This is a genomic window from Pseudomonas sp. L7 (assembly GCF_046605565.1).
Taxonomy (GTDB): domain Bacteria; phylum Pseudomonadota; class Gammaproteobacteria; order Pseudomonadales; family Pseudomonadaceae; genus Aquipseudomonas; species Aquipseudomonas wayambapalatensis.
In genome coordinates this window covers 1,078,910-1,093,730 of sequence record NZ_CP176784.1, presented here as the reverse complement: position 1 = coordinate 1,093,730, position 14,821 = coordinate 1,078,910, and the positions used below count along the sequence as shown (strand labels likewise).

Below are 14,821 nucleotides of genomic sequence, written 5' to 3'. Positions count from 1 at the left end.
CTGAACTGACCGGCGAGGGCCCCGCCCTCGTTCGCGGCCAAGGCCGCTCCCGCAGGAATGGGCTGTCTTCAAGGAGCCCCACTATCCTGTGGGAGCGGCCTTGGCCGCGAATGGGCCGCCCTGCGGCCTCTGGCCAGTGCACGCAACACCGGACACGAGCATGACCCAGAATAAACCCACCCTGCACCCGCGCAACCGCCACCAGGGCCGCTACGACTTCCCCGCGCTGATCAAGGCGCACCCGGACCTTGGCCGCTTCACCCTGACCAACCCCCACGGCAAACCCAGCATCGATTTCGCCAACCCCGAGGCCGTGCGGGTGTTCAACCGTGCCTTGCTCAAGGCCCAGTACGGCATCCAGCACTGGGACATCCCCGCTGACTACCTGTGCCCGCCGATCCCTGGGCGGGCCGACTACATCCACGTGCTGGCCGACTTGCTGGCCGAAGACAACGGCGGGCAGGTGCCACGCGGCGCCCAGGTGCGCGCGCTGGACGTCGGCGTCGGCGCCAACTGCATCTACCCGCTGCTCGGCCATAGCGACTACCGCTGGCGCTTCCTCGGCTCGGATATCGACGCCACGGCGCTGGCTTCGGCCAAGGCGATCGTCCAGGCCAATGGCCTGACCAAGGCCATCACCCTGCGCCAGCAGGCCAACCGCAAGCACATCCTCAGCGGCCTGCTGCAGGACGACGAGCGCTTCGACCTGACCCTGTGCAACCCACCCTTCCACAGTTCGCGCGAGGAGGCCACCCGTGGCAGCCAGCGCAAATGGAAGAACCTGGGCAAGCAGGACCCCAGCCGCAAGCTACCGGTGCTGAACTTCGGTGGGCAGAACAACGAGTTGTGGTGCGAAGGCGGTGAGATCCGCTTCGTCACCCAACTGGTGAACGAAAGCGTGCAGTACGGCGGGCAGGTGCTGTGGTTCACCAGCCTGGTGTCCAAGGCCGGCAACCTGCCGGGTATCGAAGCGGTGCTCAAGAAAGCAGGCGTGAAAGCCCAGCGCATCGTCGAGATGGGCCAGGGCCAGAAACAGAGCCGCATGGTGGCCTGGAGCTTCCAGGACGACGCCATGCGCGGCGCCTGGCATGCCGCGCGGGGCAAGGCCCAGACATGAAAAAACCGCGCCCGGACAAGCCGGGCGCGGTTTCAATGAAGCATCGACAATTACTTGTTGATGGCGTCGTTCAGGACCTTGGCCGGTACGAACTTGACGACTTTCTTGGCAGCGATTTCGATGGCAGCGCCAGTCGAAGGGTTGCGGCCAGTACGGGCAGGACGCTCGGAGACTTTCAGCTTGCCGATGCCTGGCAGGGTGATTTCAGCGCCGTTTTCCAGTTGGTCGGCGACGATCTGGCCCAGTTGCTCCAGAGCGTTGCGCGCGGTGGTTTTCGGCGCGTCGATGGCTTCGGCGATGTCGGCAATCAGTTGGTCTTTGGTCAATGCCATGGTGGTGTTCCTTCCCTATCAAATCAGAGGTATGCAGCGTGCTTCATCGTTATCGGGCTGCGCGGAAGGTCCGGCGAGCCTCGCCAATCGCGTATGTAGATACGAAAATCAGCGTTTGGTTCGACACGACGCAAGCGAGCTGCCAGCAATGCGCCACCCCAAGGGGCGCAAGACGGCGCAAAGCTAACACAGGAATCAGGAAATATCCGCTGTCGACCGTGATTTTATTCAGGTTTTTCGGGGGGTTGCCCGAAAAACGCAGATTTTTGAACAAAAAACGAACAACTGACATTTCCGCCAACATATGGCCACTGCATCACCCCTGCCCTGCGGTAAACTGAGCCACTTTGCAGCGCGGTTTCGCTCCGCCCACCCTTTCAGAGAATTCCATGCCAATCCGTCATTGCATCGTTCACCTGATCGACAAGAAGCCCGATGGCAGCCCCGCCGTGCTCCATGCGCGAGACACCGAGCTGGCGGCGTCGGACGCCATCGAGAACCTCCTGGCCGACCTCAACGACAGCTATAACGCCAAACAAGGCAAAGCCTGGGGCTTCTTCCACGGAGAGTCCGGCGCCTATCCGCTCAGCGGCTGGCTCAAGCAGTATCAGGAAGAGGAAAAGGACTTCACCACTTTCAGCCGCATCGCGGTCGAGCACCTGCAGAAGCTGATGGAAGAGTCGAACCTGTCCACCGGCGGTCACGTGCTGTTCGCCCATTACCAGCAAGGCATGACCGAATACCTGGTCATCGCCCTGCTGCACCACAGCGAAGGCGTGGCAGTGAACGCCGAACTGGACGTCACTCCGTCGCGGCACCTGGACCTGGGCCAACTGCATCTGGCCGCGCGAATCAACCTGTCCGAGTGGAAGAACAATCAGCACTCGAAGCAGTACATTTCCTTTATCAAAGGCAAGAATGGCAAGAAGGTGTCGGATTACTTCCGCGACTTCATCGGCTGCCAGGAGGGTGTCGACGGCCCGGGCGAAACCCGCACGTTACTCAAGGCCTTCAGCGACTTCGTCGAAAGCGAAGACCTCCCCGAAGAGGCTGCGCGCGAGAAGACCCAGACCCTGGTGGACTACGCCACCAGCCAGACCAAGCAGGGCGAGCCGATCACCCTGGAGGAACTGTCGAGCCTGATCGACGAGGACCGCCCCAAAGCGTTCTTCGACCATATTCGCAACAAGGACTACGGCCTGTCGCCGGAAATCCCCGCGGACAAACGCACCCTCAACCAGTTCCGCCGTTTCACCGGCCGCGCCGAGGGCCTGTCGATCAGCTTCGAGGCCCACCTGCTGGGCTCGAAGATCGAATATGACGAAGAAGCCGGAACCCTGGTGATCAAAGGCTTGCCGACCCAACTGGTCGACCAGCTCAAACGCCGCAAGGACTGATCACGCCCCCGCTACACCTCGCCAACAGTAAAGGAGGCGACCAGCGCCTCCTTTGCCGACTTGCGCAGTTTTTTCACCAGCCGTTCCTGGCGCAAGGCCTCGCCCTTGTCCGGCCACTGCTCGACATAGACCAGCGCCTGCGCCGGACTGGTCTTGAAATAACGTGCGCCCTGCCCTTTCCGATGCTTCTGGAAGCGTCGCTGCGGATCGTCACTGATGCCGCAATACAACGAGCCATTGGCCGCCCGCACGAGGTAGACGTACCAGGGTTTGGCCTCCCGTTCGGGAATCTCTTCACTCACCACAGGGATCCTGAGTGTCATTAGTTTGGAGAGCCCATCCATCTCGAGGGCTCTACCATGTTGAAAGAATCTTCCCGGCTGCTCCTGGCCGCAGCTGCGCTGCTGACCTCACATTTGGCCCAGGCGTCCCTGGGGCAGCGAACCGCTGCACAGATGCAGGAAAACTATGATGCCGCACTGATTGACTGCGGGGGCTCGGCCATTCCGGCCCACGGCTGTTCGGGCGTACTGATTCGCGCGACCAAACCCTCCCCCAAATACCACACCTGGCATCATAGCCCGAACAACAAGGAAAAAGGCGGCGTCTCGTTCTCCTATCTGCGCGCCGATCTGCCAATCACGCGTCTGGCTGCCGACGCCCGCAGCGGCTTTACCCTGTACCCACGCATGCAGCGCCCGGCAGGGTCGATCAGCTATCAAGTGCTGTGCGCCTGGCCAACCGATGGCGATACCTGGACCCGTGAACAACAAGGGTGTGGCAACAACAGCGAAACTACCTTCAACGAACGCCTGTGCCACGAGCAAGGCATCATGACCGCGCAGGCCTGGATCGACCAGTTCCGCCGCACCGGGGACTACAGACGCCAATGCGCATTCGATGTCCGTGACACCCGCAAGAGCGAGCGCGCCGAAGCCTTTTACCAGAGTCTGATGGCACAGCGAATGTTCGCCTCCGAACTGCCATTCCCTTGGAACGAAGTCATCGTTCAGGCTTGGGAGGAAGACCAGTCCCACAGACTGCCGATCCAGTCGTTCTTCCATATCGAAGGGATGTGGGGGGCGCTCGAGCAGGCACAGGCCGACCAGAAGGACTGGCACAGGACCTACGGCACCTACATCCCGATCATTCGCATCCGCATGCCCCTGCAGGCCCACGACAAGGCCACATTCAGCTATCACAGCAAAGAGCAGGCGGTTCCCACGTCCTGAAAAGACGCTCAGCGCGCCTGAAATGCCCGCAGGCCCTTGTTGGCCTGCTGGCGGACCTTGTTTCTGACCAGGGGACTCCATCCCAGCAACAGGCCGGGCGTACCAAGGGCTTGGCGCGACCAACGCCACAGGTCGAAGCTGTCGTCATGCTGGCAGATCAAGCCGTCGCGAAACACGAAACGAGCCTGGATATCATTGACTACGGTGCGTCCGGTCTGGCTGAACAGGTAAGTGGCGACCCAATGGGCACTGCCACCCCGTGCGTCCGCGTGCACGCTGTCGAAGGTCAGGGAGAAGTCTTTGGCGCGAGTGGTCAGCATCCGCCACATATCGCCCACATCCTGGCCGCGCAAAGTACCGAAGGCCGGATCGCTGAAGACGATGTCATCGCTGTAGCAGGCCACCATGGCCTCGGCGTCCAGGCGCTGGAACGCCTGGTAGAAACGGGTGATCAGGGCGCTGTTGGCGTCGCTCATGGGGCAGGTCCGTCCTGGGAATCGAGAGCTGCACGATAATCCGCGCCACGCCTTCGCGCCATGGTCATTTGCGCCATGAATGCATCCAGCGTCGTACCGGCTTCACACCCGTTCGCTAACGGCCTGCACATGCAGTGCCCGCCCAGCGCCCAGGCCAAAGACGATCGCCCCCAACCCCAGTACCGCGAAAATCCAGCCGACCGCTGCCCAGCCGCCGGTGAGGTCATGTACCAGGCCGACAGCGAACGGGCCCATCGAAGCCAGCGTGTAGCCGACCCCCTGGGCCATGCTCGAAAGGTTCGCCGCCACGTGCGAATCCTTCGAGCGCAACACGATCAGGGTCAGGGCCAGAGCGAAGGTACCGCCTTGCCCCAGCCCCAGCAGTATCGCCCAACCCCACAGCCCCGAGATCGGCGCATACAGGCATCCGAACAGACCACCGAGGGTGACCAGCATCACCACCACGATCGCCAGGCGCTGGTCCTTGCCGCGGGTCGCCAGCCAAGGCGCACTGAGCGAACTGATCAACTGCACCAGCACCGACCCCGAGAGCACCAGCCCAGCTTCCGTGGGGCTCAGCCCACGACCGATGAGAATCGACGGCAGCCAGCCGAACACGATGTAGGCCAGCGAGGACTGCAACCCCATGTACAGGGTCACCTGCCAGGCCAGCCGATCACGCCACAGCCCGCGTACCCGATAGGCCACCTGGTGCGCACCATGTCCATGGCGCGCCTGGGGCGACCACACCAGCATCGCCAGCAGCGCCGGTAGCAGCCAGAAGCCCAGCCCCATGGCCCAACTGTCGCCGAAGTACCGACTCAAGGGCACGGTGCTGCCTGCGGCCATCGCTGCACCGAAGCACAGGGCCATGGTGTAGACGCCCGTCAGGGTGCCGGCGTGAGCCGGGAAGTCACGCTTGACGATACCCGGCAGCAGCACGCCGATGATGCCGATGCTGGCACCGGCGATCAGGCTGCCGACGAACACACCGGTCGCACCGAGCGCACTGCGCAGCAGGATCCCCAGCGCCAGGGTCAGGAGGATGCCCAGAATCACCCGCTCGCTGCCGAAACGACGCGCCAGGATCGGCGCCAGCGGTGCGAACAGGCCCAGGCACAGGACCGGCAAGGTCGTCAGCAGACCTGCAGCGGACGCATTGAGCCCCAGGCCCTCGGACACCTGGCCCAGCACTGGCGCCATGCTCGACAGCGCCGGGCGCAGGTTCAGCGCGACCAGCACCAGCCCCAGCAGCAGCAACCAAGGTCGACGCAGCACCACCGGTTGCTGCTGGACCTGTTCGTCGTCGGCCTCGGCATCGATCAGCAGTTCATCGAGTTCGGGGTCGTGCTTGGAACGGTTGGGCGTCAGTTGTTCAGGCATGGGGCACTCGGGCTCAGGATTCGATGAGGGCCCGGCTCAGGCGCTTGGCCGTGTCCGGGTCGCGTTGTTCGATGGCGTCGAGGATCTGCACGTGCAGATCGAACACCCGTTGACTGCGGGGAAGCGCACTCATGTTGTGCTGTACCGCTGCAGCGACGACGCTGGAAAAGTAGCGGTACAACTCGCTCAGTGCGGGGTTGTGCGCAGCGTCCACCAGGCGCTGGTGGAACACCAGGTCACAGGCCACATAGGTGTCCAGGTCGCCGTGGAAGTGCCCGCAACTGTGCTCCAGGGCCTCGCGCAAGCCGCGCAGATCATCGTCGGTACGCCGCAAGGCGGCGAGGCCGATAGCCTCGGCTTCGAGGATGCAGCGGGTCTCGCGAGCCTGCTCGACCGTGCAGCGCGAGATGGCCTGCACCGCCTGCAAGGGGTCTTGGGCGGCGCGCAGGTAACTGCCATCGCCCTGGCGCACTTCGACCAGACCACTGAAGGCCAGCACGCGCATGGCCTCACGCACGGTATTGCGGCTGATGCCCAGCTCCAGGGCCAGTTCCGGCTCGGTAGGCAGACGCTGCCCCACAGCCCATGCGCCCTGGGCGATGCGCTCGCGCAATTGGTCCACGGCTTGCTCCACCAGGGAGCGCTTGATCAACAGGGACATATTAACGTCCAGTCATCGGATGAATTTACAAGTTGTGACAATAGCGCTGAAAAGCATCGCGGGGCAAGTCGGAGTGGCAATGCAGCGATCCGACCTGCCCCGCGATAGAGACGCCGCGAACTATCCGTTCAACGCATCGATCAAGGCCTGGTTCATCTCCGGCGTCCCTACGGTGATCCGCAGGAACTGCGCAATCCGCGCCTGCTTGAAGTGCCGCACGATCACACCCTGCTCACGCAGACGCGCCGCCAGTTCAGCCGCGTCCTGTTGCGGGTGACGGGCGAAGATGAAGTTGGCCGCCGATGGCAACACCTCGAAGCCCCGCGCCGTCAACTGCTCGACCAGTGCCTCGCGGCTGTCGATGACCTTGCGGCAGGTCTCGTCGAAATAAGCGCGATCTTCGAACGCCACCGCCGCGCCGACGATCGCCATGCGATCCAGCGGATAGGAGTTGAAGCTGTTCTTGATCCGCTCCAGCGCCTCGATCAGGTCCGGGTGTCCCACTGCCAGCCCCACCCGCAGGCCAGCCAGCGAGCGCGACTTGGACAGGGTCTGGGTCACCAGCAGGTTGTCGTAGCGGTCCACCAGGGCAATGGCGGTTTCGCCGCCAAAGTCGATGTAGGCTTCGTCCACTACCACCACCGAGTCGCGATTGGCCTTTAGCAACTGCTCGATCGCCTCGAGCGGCAACAGGCAGCCGGTCGGTGCGTTGGGGTTGGGGAAGATGATCCCGGCGTTTGGTTTTTCATAGTCCTCGATGCGGATCTGGAACTGCTCGTCCAGCGCTACCTGCTCGAAGTCGATACCATACAAGCCGCAGTACACCGGATAGAAGCTGTAGCTGATATCCGGGAACAGCAGCGGCGCGCCGTGCTGGAACAAGCCGTGGAAGATGTGCGCCAGCACCTCGTCCGAACCGTTGCCGACGAAGACCTGCTGCGGGGTGACCTTGTAGTAGTCAGCCACGGCCTGCTTGAGCCGGTCGCTGTTCGGGTCCGGATACAGGCGCAAGTTGTCGTTCAACTCGCCACGCATGGCCTCCAGCGCCTTGGGCGAAGGCCCATAGGGGTTTTCGTTGGTATTGAGCTTGACCAGGCGTGCCAGCTTGGGTTGCTCGCCCGGCACGTAAGGCACCAGGTCCTTGACGAAGGGGCTCCAGAATCGACTCATGTTCAGTTCCCCTTCTCGTTGAGGATGCGGTATTCGGCGCTACGGGCGTGGGCGGTCAGCGACTCGCCGCGGGCCAGTACGGATGCAGTGTGACCGAGCTCGGACGCGCCCTGCTCGGAGCAGAAGATGATCGACGAACGCTTCTGGAAGTCATACACCCCCAGAGGCGAGGAGAACCGCGCGGTGCCGGAGGTCGGCAACACGTGGTTGGGACCTGCGCAGTAGTCACCCAGGGCCTCGCTGGTGTGGCGGCCCATGAAGATCGCGCCGGCATGACGGATCTGCGGCAACCAGGCCTGCGGGTCGGCGACCGACAGTTCGAGGTGCTCGGGGGCGATGCGGTTGGCGACCTCGATGGCCTGCTGCATGTCACGCACCTGGATCAGGGCGCCTCGGCCGTTGATCGACTTCTCGATGATCTCGGCGCGCTCCATGGTTGGCAGCAGCTTGCCGATGCTGGCCGCCACGCGGTCGAGGAAAGCCGCATCGGGGCTGACCAGGATTGCCTGGGCGTCTTCATCGTGCTCAGCCTGGGAGAACAGGTCCATGGCGATCCAGTCCGGGTCGGTCTGGCCATCACATACCACGAGAATTTCCGACGGCCCGGCGATCATGTCGATGCCAACCTGGCCGAACACGTGACGCTTGGCGGTGGCTACGTAGATATTGCCGGGACCGACGATCTTGTCGACCTGCGGCACGCTCTCGGTGCCATAGGCCAACGCCGCGACTGCCTGGGCGCCACCAACGGTGAACACGCGGTCGACACCGGCGATGCAGGCTGCAGCCAGCACCAGTTCGTTGATTTCTCCACGCGGGGTCGGCACCACCATGACCACCTCGCCGACACCGGCGACCTTGGCGGGGATGGCATTCATCAGTACCGACGACGGGTACGACGCCTTGCCGCCAGGCACATACAGCCCTGCGCGATCGAGCGGGGTGACTTTCTGGCCGAGCACGGTGCCATCGGCTTCGGTGTACTGCCAGGAGTCCTGTTTCTGCCGCTCGTGGTAGCTGCGCACGCGGTTGGCGGCGGTTTCCAGCGCCTCGCGCTGGGCTGCGGAAATGCGGGTCAGGGCCAGTTCCAGGCGCTCGCGACCAAGGATCAGGTCATCGATGGACTTGGCATCAACGCCATCGAAACGCTGGGTGAGCTCCACCAGCGCCGCATCGCCACGCTCGCGAACGGCCTTGATGATGTCGAGAACCCGCTGGTTGACCGCGTCATCGGACACGCTTTCCCAGCTCAGCAGATGATCCAGATGTCGCGCGAAATCCGGATCAGCGGCGTTGAGACGGGCAATTGCAGTGGACACGGTCATGACGAGGGCCTCGTTTTATTGGCGAATGCTCAGGCGCCCTAGGCTACCAGTCCATCCGCGCGGGCACCCGAGAAAAGTGGCTATGACGCGGATAGACGGGCGCGACAGCGAAGGTCGCGCGCAGAAGTCAGCCGCGGTGTCGCGATTCGACAGCCTTGCGCAGGGTGTCGATGAGACTCTGGATACGGGCGTGCTGCATCTTCATGGAGGCCTTGTTCACCACCAGGCGCGAACTGATCGTGGCGATCAGCTCCTGTGGCTCCAGGCCATTGGCGCGCAGGGTGTTGCCGGTATCCACCACGTCGATGATCTTGTCGGCGAGGTTGATCAGCGGGGCCAGTTCCATTGAGCCATAGAGCTTGATGATGTCGACCTGGCGGCCTTGTTCAGCGTAATAGCGCTTGGCTACGTTGACGAACTTGGTGGCCACACGCAGACGCCCCTTGGGCTCGGGTGCGCCGACGACACCAGCGGTCATCAACTTGCACTTGGCGATCTGCAGGTCGAGCGGCTCGTACAGGCCCTGGCCGCCGTATTCCATCAACACGTCCTTGCCGGCTACACCCAGGTCGGCGGCACCATGCTCGACATAGGTCGGCACGTCGGTGGCACGCACGATGAGCAGGCGCACATCGTCCTGCGTGGTGGGGATGATCAGCTTGCGGCTCTTGTCCGGATTCTCGGTCGGCACGATACCGGCCTCGGCCAGCAGCGGCAGGGTATCGTCGAGAATACGGCCTTTTGAAAGCGCGATGGTCAACATTGCAACGTCGGTCCTTAAGCGGCTACAGCCGACCAGGTCATCGACCTGGCCGTGTTCGATTCGGCTGGCACGTCCGTGTGCCGATCACAGGCAGATAGCGCGACTAGCCCGGTACGCGACGGATCTTCGCGCCCAGCATCTGCAGTTTTTCCTCGATGCACTCGTAACCACGGTCGATGTGGTAGATGCGATCGATCAGGGTATCGCCCTCGGCCACCAGCGCAGACAGCACCAGGCTCGCCGAAGCGCGCAGGTCAGTCGCCATCACGGGCGCGCCCTTGAGCATGTTGACCCCAGTGACGATGGCGGTGTTGCCCTCGACCTGGATCTGCGCGCCCATGCGGTGCATCTCGTACACGTGCATGAAGCGGTTTTCGAAGATGGTCTCGATCACAGCGCCAGTGCCTTCGGCAATGGCATTGAGGGAGATGAACTGTGCCTGCATGTCGGTCGGGAATGCCGGATACGGCGCGGTACGCAGGTTCACGGCTTTGGGCCGCTTGCCGTGCATGTCCAGCTCGATCCAGTCTTCACCGGTGGTGATGTCGGCACCCGCTTCCTTGAGTTTCTCGAGGACGGCTTCGAGGATGGTCGGATCGGTGTCCTTGACCTTGACACGGCCGCCGGTGACAGCAGCAGCCACGAGGTAGGTACCGGTCTCGATACGGTCGGGCATCACACGGTAGCTGGCCGAGTGCAGGCGCTCGACGCCATCGATGGTGATGGTGTCGGTGCCGGCGCCCTGGATCTTCGCACCCATGGCGATCAGGAAGTTGGCCAGGTCGACCACTTCAGGTTCGCGCGCGGCGTTCTGCAGCACGCTGCGGCCCTTGGCGAGCGCAGCGGCCATCATGATGTTCTCGGTACCGGTCACGCTGACCGTGTCGAAGAAGAAGTGCGCGCCACGCAGGCCACCTTCAGGGGCCTTGGCCTTGATGTAGCCGCCTTCGACTTCGATCTTCGCGCCCATGGCTTCAAGGCCACGGATGTGCAGGTCAACAGGGCGCGAACCGATGGCGCAGCCACCTGGCAGGGCGACTTCGGCCTCACCGAAGCGAGCGACCATCGGGCCGAGCACCAGGATAGAGGCGCGCATGGTCTTGACCAGCTCGTAGGGCGCGACCAGCGTCTTGATGGTGCGCGGGTCGATCTCCACCGCCAGCTTCTCGTCGATCACAGGCTCGATGCCCATGCGCCCGAACAGCTCGATCATGGTGGTGATATCGTGCAGGTGCGGCAGGTTGCCGACGGTGACCGGGCCATCGGCCAGAAGCGTAGCCGACAGAATCGGCAGGGCAGCGTTCTTCGCGCCGGAAATGCGGATCTCGCCGTCGAGGCGCGCGCCGCCAGTAATAATCAGTTTGTCCATTTCAATCTCGCCGCCAACGTTGGCTCAGGTGCGCTCAGCCCAGGCTGCGCTGCTGAAAAATTTCATGGTTACCGCATGGATGCTGCCGTTGGCGATCCACGGATTCAGGTGAGCATAGATCGCCTGCTGACGCTTGACCGGGCTCTGGCCAGCCAGCTCGTCGCTGATCACGTTCAACTGGAAGTTGCAGCCTTCGCCTTCAACTTCGACCCGGGTTCCCGGCAGTTTTTCTTCAAGGAAGCTCTTAACTTCTACGGCCTGCATGCTCAACCTCAATCGGCGCCCAGTGCGCGCGGGTCGGCCATGATACAAAAAAGCCCCTCGCCTGCGAAGCCCATACGAGGACGCGCTGACCGAGGGGCCTTCCCTTGTTGACGGGTCATCAGCCCGCCAGTACTTCATCGAGGTCGTAGACCTCGGCGATTTCACGCATGTCTGCAGGCATGCCGCGCACTTCCCAGGCCTTGCCAGCGGCCTGGGCATCACGCATGAACGCCAGCAGCAACGACAGCCCCACGCTGCTGGACTTGCTCACGGCCGAGCAGTCGAGCACCAGCCGCTGCTCGCGGCTGGCGGCGATCAGCGCCTTGCCCTGCTTGCGCAGTGCCGGCCCGCTGCGGTAGTCCAGCACACCGGCCAGGCGCAGGACACCCGGCTCGGCCATAGTCATGTCGGCTTCACTCATTTGACAGTCTTCTCGGGAGAGCTGTCGGCAGCTTCCTTGGCCTTTGCCACTTCGCCAGCCCAGCCGTCGATGGTCTTGTCGAGGTTGTTGCCGTTACGGTTCATCGCGTCGGCGAACTGATCGCGGAACAGCTTGCCGATGTTGATGCCGTTGACGATGACATTGCGCACCTTCCATTCGCCCCCGATGTTTTCCAGGGTGTACTGGACCGGATACACGGCACCATTATTGCCGGACACCTTCATGCCCACCGAGGCACGCTGGCCATCATCCGGCTTGGCGGGATCGACGGTAATGCCCTGGTTGTCGTATTCCAGCAATGCATTGCCGTAGAACTGGAACAGGCTGCGGCGGAAATTCTCCTGGAAGCGCTGCATCTGCTCGGGCGTGGCCTTGCGCGAGTACTTGACGGTCATGATGCTTCTGGAAATGCCGTCAGCGTCTACTACAGGGCCAAGGATGCGGTTGAGCGCATCATAGAAGGCTGCGGGGTTGGACTTGTACTGTTCCTTGTTCGCCTTGAGGTCGGACAGCAGCTCAGTGGTGGTGCCCTGAACCACGTCGCGCGGGGACTGGCCCGGCGCCGCCAGGGCCATCAGGGGGAAGGCCGCCAGCAGGACCAGCAGGCCACGTCGCAGGATCGAAATCATGGAAACTCCTCAATTAGCTGGTTGGGCTTCTTTCGGTTCCTTGCCAACGGAGTTGAGCAGGAACTTGCCAATCAGATCTTCCAGCACCAGCGCCGACTGGGTGTCGTGGATGGTGCTGCCATCCTTGAGCACCTGCTCTTCACCGCCCACGCTGATGCCGATGTACTTCTCGCCGAGCAACCCGGCGGTCAGGATCGAGGCAGTGGAATCGGTCGGCAGGTTGTCGACCGACTTGTCCAACTGCAAGGTGACCCGACCGGTGTAGGAGTCGCGATCCAGATCGATGGCCGTGACCTTGCCGATGGTCACACCGGCCATGGTCACTTTAGCTCTGACAGTCAAACCGGCGATATTGTCGAAGTACGCATAAACTTTATAGGTATCGCTGCTCGGGCTGGCCGACAATCCACTGACACGCAGGGCCAGCAGCAGCAGCGCCAGGATCCCGGCCAGGAGGAACAGGCCGACACCGATTTCCAGGGTGCGGTTTTGCATCAGAAATCTCCAAACATCAAGGCGGTCAGAATAAAGTCCAGACCCAGGACTGCCAACGAGGCATAGACCACGGTCTTGGTGGTGGCACGGCTGATCCCCTCTGAAGTGGGTTCGCAGTCATACCCCTGGAATACGGCGATCCAGGTGACGACGAAGGCAAACACCAGGCTCTTGATCAGCCCGTTGATCACGTCATCGCTGAAAGAAACGCTGTTCTGCATGTTGGCCCAGAAAGAGCCTTCGTAGACCCCCAGCCAGTCCACGGCCACCCACGATCCACCCCAGATGCCGACCACGCTGAAGATCAGCGCCAGCAGCGGCAGCGAGATGAAGCCGGCCCACAGGCGTGGGGCAACGATGTACTTGAGCGGGTCGACACCGATCATCTCCAGGCTGGAGAGCTGCTCGGTGGACTTCATGTTGCCGATCTCGGCGGTCAGTGCCGAACCCGCACGCCCGGCGAACAGCAGCGCCGTGACGACAGGGCCCAGCTCGCGAAGCAGCGTCAGCGCGACCATCTGCCCGACAGCCTGCTCGGAACCGTACTTGGTGAGGATGCTATAGCCTTGCAGGGCCAGCACCATGCCGATGAACACGCCGGACACCACGATGATCGCCAGCGACAGCACGCCCACCGAATAGAGCTGCTTGGTCAGCAGCTGGAAGCCGCCACCGATGCCGCCACGCCCGGCCAGGGCATGAAAAAGGAACAGGCACGAGCGCCCGAGCACGGCCAGCACGTCGATGGCGGCACGCCCGAACAGGCGAATGCGTTCGAGTAAGGATTTTCTGCGCATCAACGCGCTCCCAGCAGATCGGCGCGGTAGTCTGGCGCAGGAAAATGAAATGGCACCGGACCATCCGGGTCGCCCTTCATGAACTGGCGGATGCGCGGATTGTCCGACCCCATCAGTTCGTCAGGCGTGCCCTGCCCCAATACCTGCCCATCACCCACCACATAGAGGTAGTCGGCGATACTCGCGGTTTCGGCGAGGTCGTGGGAGACAACGATGCTGGTGATGCCCAGGGCATCGTTGAGCAGACGGATCAGGCGCACCAGAACGCCCATCGCGATCGGGTCCTGGCCGACGAAAGGCTCGTCGTACATGAGGATCTGCGGGTCCAGCGCGATCGCCCGGGCCAGCGCCACACGGCGCTTCATGCCGCCTGACAGCTCGTCCGGCATCAGGTCGATGGCACCGCGCAGGCCCACGGCCTGCAGCTTCATCAGGACGATGTCGCGAATCATCTCGTCGGACAACTGGGTGTGCACCCGCAGCGGGAAGGCCACGTTCTCGAAGACATCCAGGTCGGTGAACAGCGCACCGCTCTGGAACAGCACCCCCATCTGCTTGCGCGCATCGAACAGGTCGCTGCGCGACAGGGCCGGCAGGTTCTGCCCGCCTACCCAGACTTCGCCGCTGGAGGGACGCAGCTGCGCGCCCATCAGGCGCAGCAGGGTTGTCTTGCCGCACCCGGAAGGTCCCATGATGCCGGTGACCTTGCCGCGGGGGATACGGATGTCGACATTGCTGAAAATGCTGCGCGAACCGCGTTTGAAGGTGACCCCCTTCAACTCGACCGCGTAGGCGCTATCCGAACTCATCTAGACTCCTTGCAATGCAGCCTCGTCTACATGGACGCCTGCCTTCATCGTGAAGGCACACGCATCCCTGGCGGGCCGAATAGCGGCGAACTATAGCACCGCGCAAAGTTGTCCCCAAGGCCATTTCCCCGAGTCGTTCAGGCACCGTACAGCTATTTTG

At 62.8% G+C, this 14,821-nt stretch carries 18 protein-coding genes; 3 read left to right on the top strand and 15 right to left on the bottom strand.

The genetic code is table 11. From position 1 onward, the window contains the following. Positions 1 to 160 precede the first annotated feature (160 nt). Complete coding sequence (rlmF, locus tag ACK3BK_RS05290) at positions 161 to 1,117, top strand: 23S rRNA (adenine(1618)-N(6))-methyltransferase RlmF (RefSeq protein WP_411383855.1); 957 nt, start codon at positions 161 to 163, stop codon at positions 1,115 to 1,117. Positions 1,118 to 1,167: 50 nt separating this feature from the next. On the opposite strand, the gene ACK3BK_RS05285 is transcribed toward rlmF, so the two are convergent. Beyond that, positions 1,168 to 1,449: an HU family DNA-binding protein gene (locus ACK3BK_RS05285; RefSeq protein ID WP_054894359.1), complete on the bottom strand. Its 282-nt coding sequence runs from the start codon at positions 1,447 to 1,449 to the stop codon at positions 1,168 to 1,170. 389 nt (positions 1,450 to 1,838) lie between these two features. Here ACK3BK_RS05285 and yejK point away from each other — a divergent pair, with 389 nt between their 5' ends. Further along, complete coding sequence (yejK, locus tag ACK3BK_RS05280) at positions 1,839 to 2,846, top strand: nucleoid-associated protein YejK (RefSeq protein WP_186667880.1); 1,008 nt, start codon at positions 1,839 to 1,841, stop codon at positions 2,844 to 2,846. Between the two features lie 11 nt (positions 2,847 to 2,857). On the opposite strand, the gene ACK3BK_RS05275 is transcribed toward yejK, so the two are convergent. Further along, entirely contained in the window at positions 2,858 to 3,148 is a 291-nt protein-coding gene (locus ACK3BK_RS05275; protein WP_288374342.1) for a GIY-YIG nuclease family protein, read from the bottom strand. A 57-nt stretch (positions 3,149 to 3,205) separates the two neighbouring features. Between ACK3BK_RS05275 and ACK3BK_RS05270 the strand changes: the two genes are divergently transcribed. After that, entirely contained in the window at positions 3,206 to 4,078 is an 873-nt protein-coding gene (locus tag ACK3BK_RS05270; RefSeq protein WP_186667879.1) for a hypothetical protein, read from the top strand. Positions 4,079 to 4,086: 8 nt separating this feature from the next. Here the strand turns inward: ACK3BK_RS05270 and ACK3BK_RS05265 are convergent, their stop codons facing one another. The 13 genes from ACK3BK_RS05265 to ACK3BK_RS05205 all read right to left on the bottom strand — a co-directional run bounded on the left by ACK3BK_RS05265 (position 4,087) and on the right by ACK3BK_RS05205 (position 14,661). After that, a complete protein-coding gene (locus ACK3BK_RS05265; protein WP_186721693.1) occupies positions 4,087 to 4,554 on the bottom strand; it encodes a nuclear transport factor 2 family protein in 468 nt (155 codons plus the stop codon). 102 nt (positions 4,555 to 4,656) lie between these two features. Continuing rightward, positions 4,657 to 5,937 carry a CynX/NimT family MFS transporter gene (locus ACK3BK_RS05260; protein WP_411383854.1) on the bottom strand — a complete coding sequence of 427 codons (1,281 nt, stop codon included), beginning with the start codon at positions 5,935 to 5,937 and terminating at the stop codon, positions 4,657 to 4,659. A gap of 13 nt (positions 5,938 to 5,950) precedes the next feature. Then, on the bottom strand, positions 5,951 to 6,598 hold the full coding sequence (locus ACK3BK_RS05255) for a FadR/GntR family transcriptional regulator (protein WP_186667872.1): 648 nt from the start codon (positions 6,596 to 6,598) through the stop codon (positions 5,951 to 5,953). Positions 6,599 to 6,718: 120 nt separating this feature from the next. Beyond that, positions 6,719 to 7,768: a histidinol-phosphate transaminase gene (gene hisC / locus ACK3BK_RS05250; RefSeq protein WP_186667870.1), complete on the bottom strand. Its 1,050-nt coding sequence runs from the start codon at positions 7,766 to 7,768 to the stop codon at positions 6,719 to 6,721. Between the two features lie 2 nt (positions 7,769 to 7,770). Continuing rightward, entirely contained in the window at positions 7,771 to 9,093 is a 1,323-nt protein-coding gene (hisD, locus tag ACK3BK_RS05245; protein WP_411383853.1) for a histidinol dehydrogenase, read from the bottom strand. A gap of 127 nt (positions 9,094 to 9,220) precedes the next feature. Continuing rightward, positions 9,221 to 9,856 (bottom strand): ATP phosphoribosyltransferase, encoded by a 636-nt coding sequence (gene hisG / locus ACK3BK_RS05240; protein ID WP_186667866.1) that lies wholly within the window; start codon positions 9,854 to 9,856, stop codon positions 9,221 to 9,223. A gap of 103 nt (positions 9,857 to 9,959) precedes the next feature. After that, entirely contained in the window at positions 9,960 to 11,225 is a 1,266-nt protein-coding gene (gene murA / locus ACK3BK_RS05235) for a UDP-N-acetylglucosamine 1-carboxyvinyltransferase (protein WP_186721687.1), read from the bottom strand. A 24-nt stretch (positions 11,226 to 11,249) separates the two neighbouring features. Beyond that, positions 11,250 to 11,489 (bottom strand): BolA family protein, encoded by a 240-nt coding sequence (locus ACK3BK_RS05230; protein ID WP_028689666.1) that lies wholly within the window; start codon positions 11,487 to 11,489, stop codon positions 11,250 to 11,252. 118 nt (positions 11,490 to 11,607) lie between these two features. After that, complete coding sequence (locus ACK3BK_RS05225; protein ID WP_186667862.1) at positions 11,608 to 11,910, bottom strand: lipid asymmetry maintenance protein MlaB; 303 nt, start codon at positions 11,908 to 11,910, stop codon at positions 11,608 to 11,610. Beyond that, positions 11,907 to 12,560 (bottom strand): phospholipid-binding protein MlaC, encoded by a 654-nt coding sequence (locus ACK3BK_RS05220; RefSeq protein WP_186667860.1) that lies wholly within the window; start codon positions 12,558 to 12,560, stop codon positions 11,907 to 11,909. Before ACK3BK_RS05220 ends, ACK3BK_RS05225 begins: the two co-directional genes overlap by 4 nt. 9 nt (positions 12,561 to 12,569) lie before the next feature. Beyond that, positions 12,570 to 13,055, bottom strand: coding sequence for an outer membrane lipid asymmetry maintenance protein MlaD (gene mlaD / locus ACK3BK_RS05215; protein WP_186667858.1), 486 nt, complete (start codon positions 13,053 to 13,055; stop codon positions 12,570 to 12,572). Further along, entirely contained in the window at positions 13,055 to 13,852 is a 798-nt protein-coding gene (gene mlaE / locus ACK3BK_RS05210; RefSeq protein ID WP_186667856.1) for a lipid asymmetry maintenance ABC transporter permease subunit MlaE, read from the bottom strand. The genes mlaD and mlaE overlap by 1 nt, the downstream gene beginning before the upstream one ends. Then, positions 13,852 to 14,661, bottom strand: coding sequence for an ATP-binding cassette domain-containing protein (locus tag ACK3BK_RS05205; RefSeq protein WP_186667853.1), 810 nt, complete (start codon positions 14,659 to 14,661; stop codon positions 13,852 to 13,854). The genes mlaE and ACK3BK_RS05205 overlap by 1 nt, the downstream gene beginning before the upstream one ends. Positions 14,662 to 14,821: the final 160 nt, after the last annotated feature.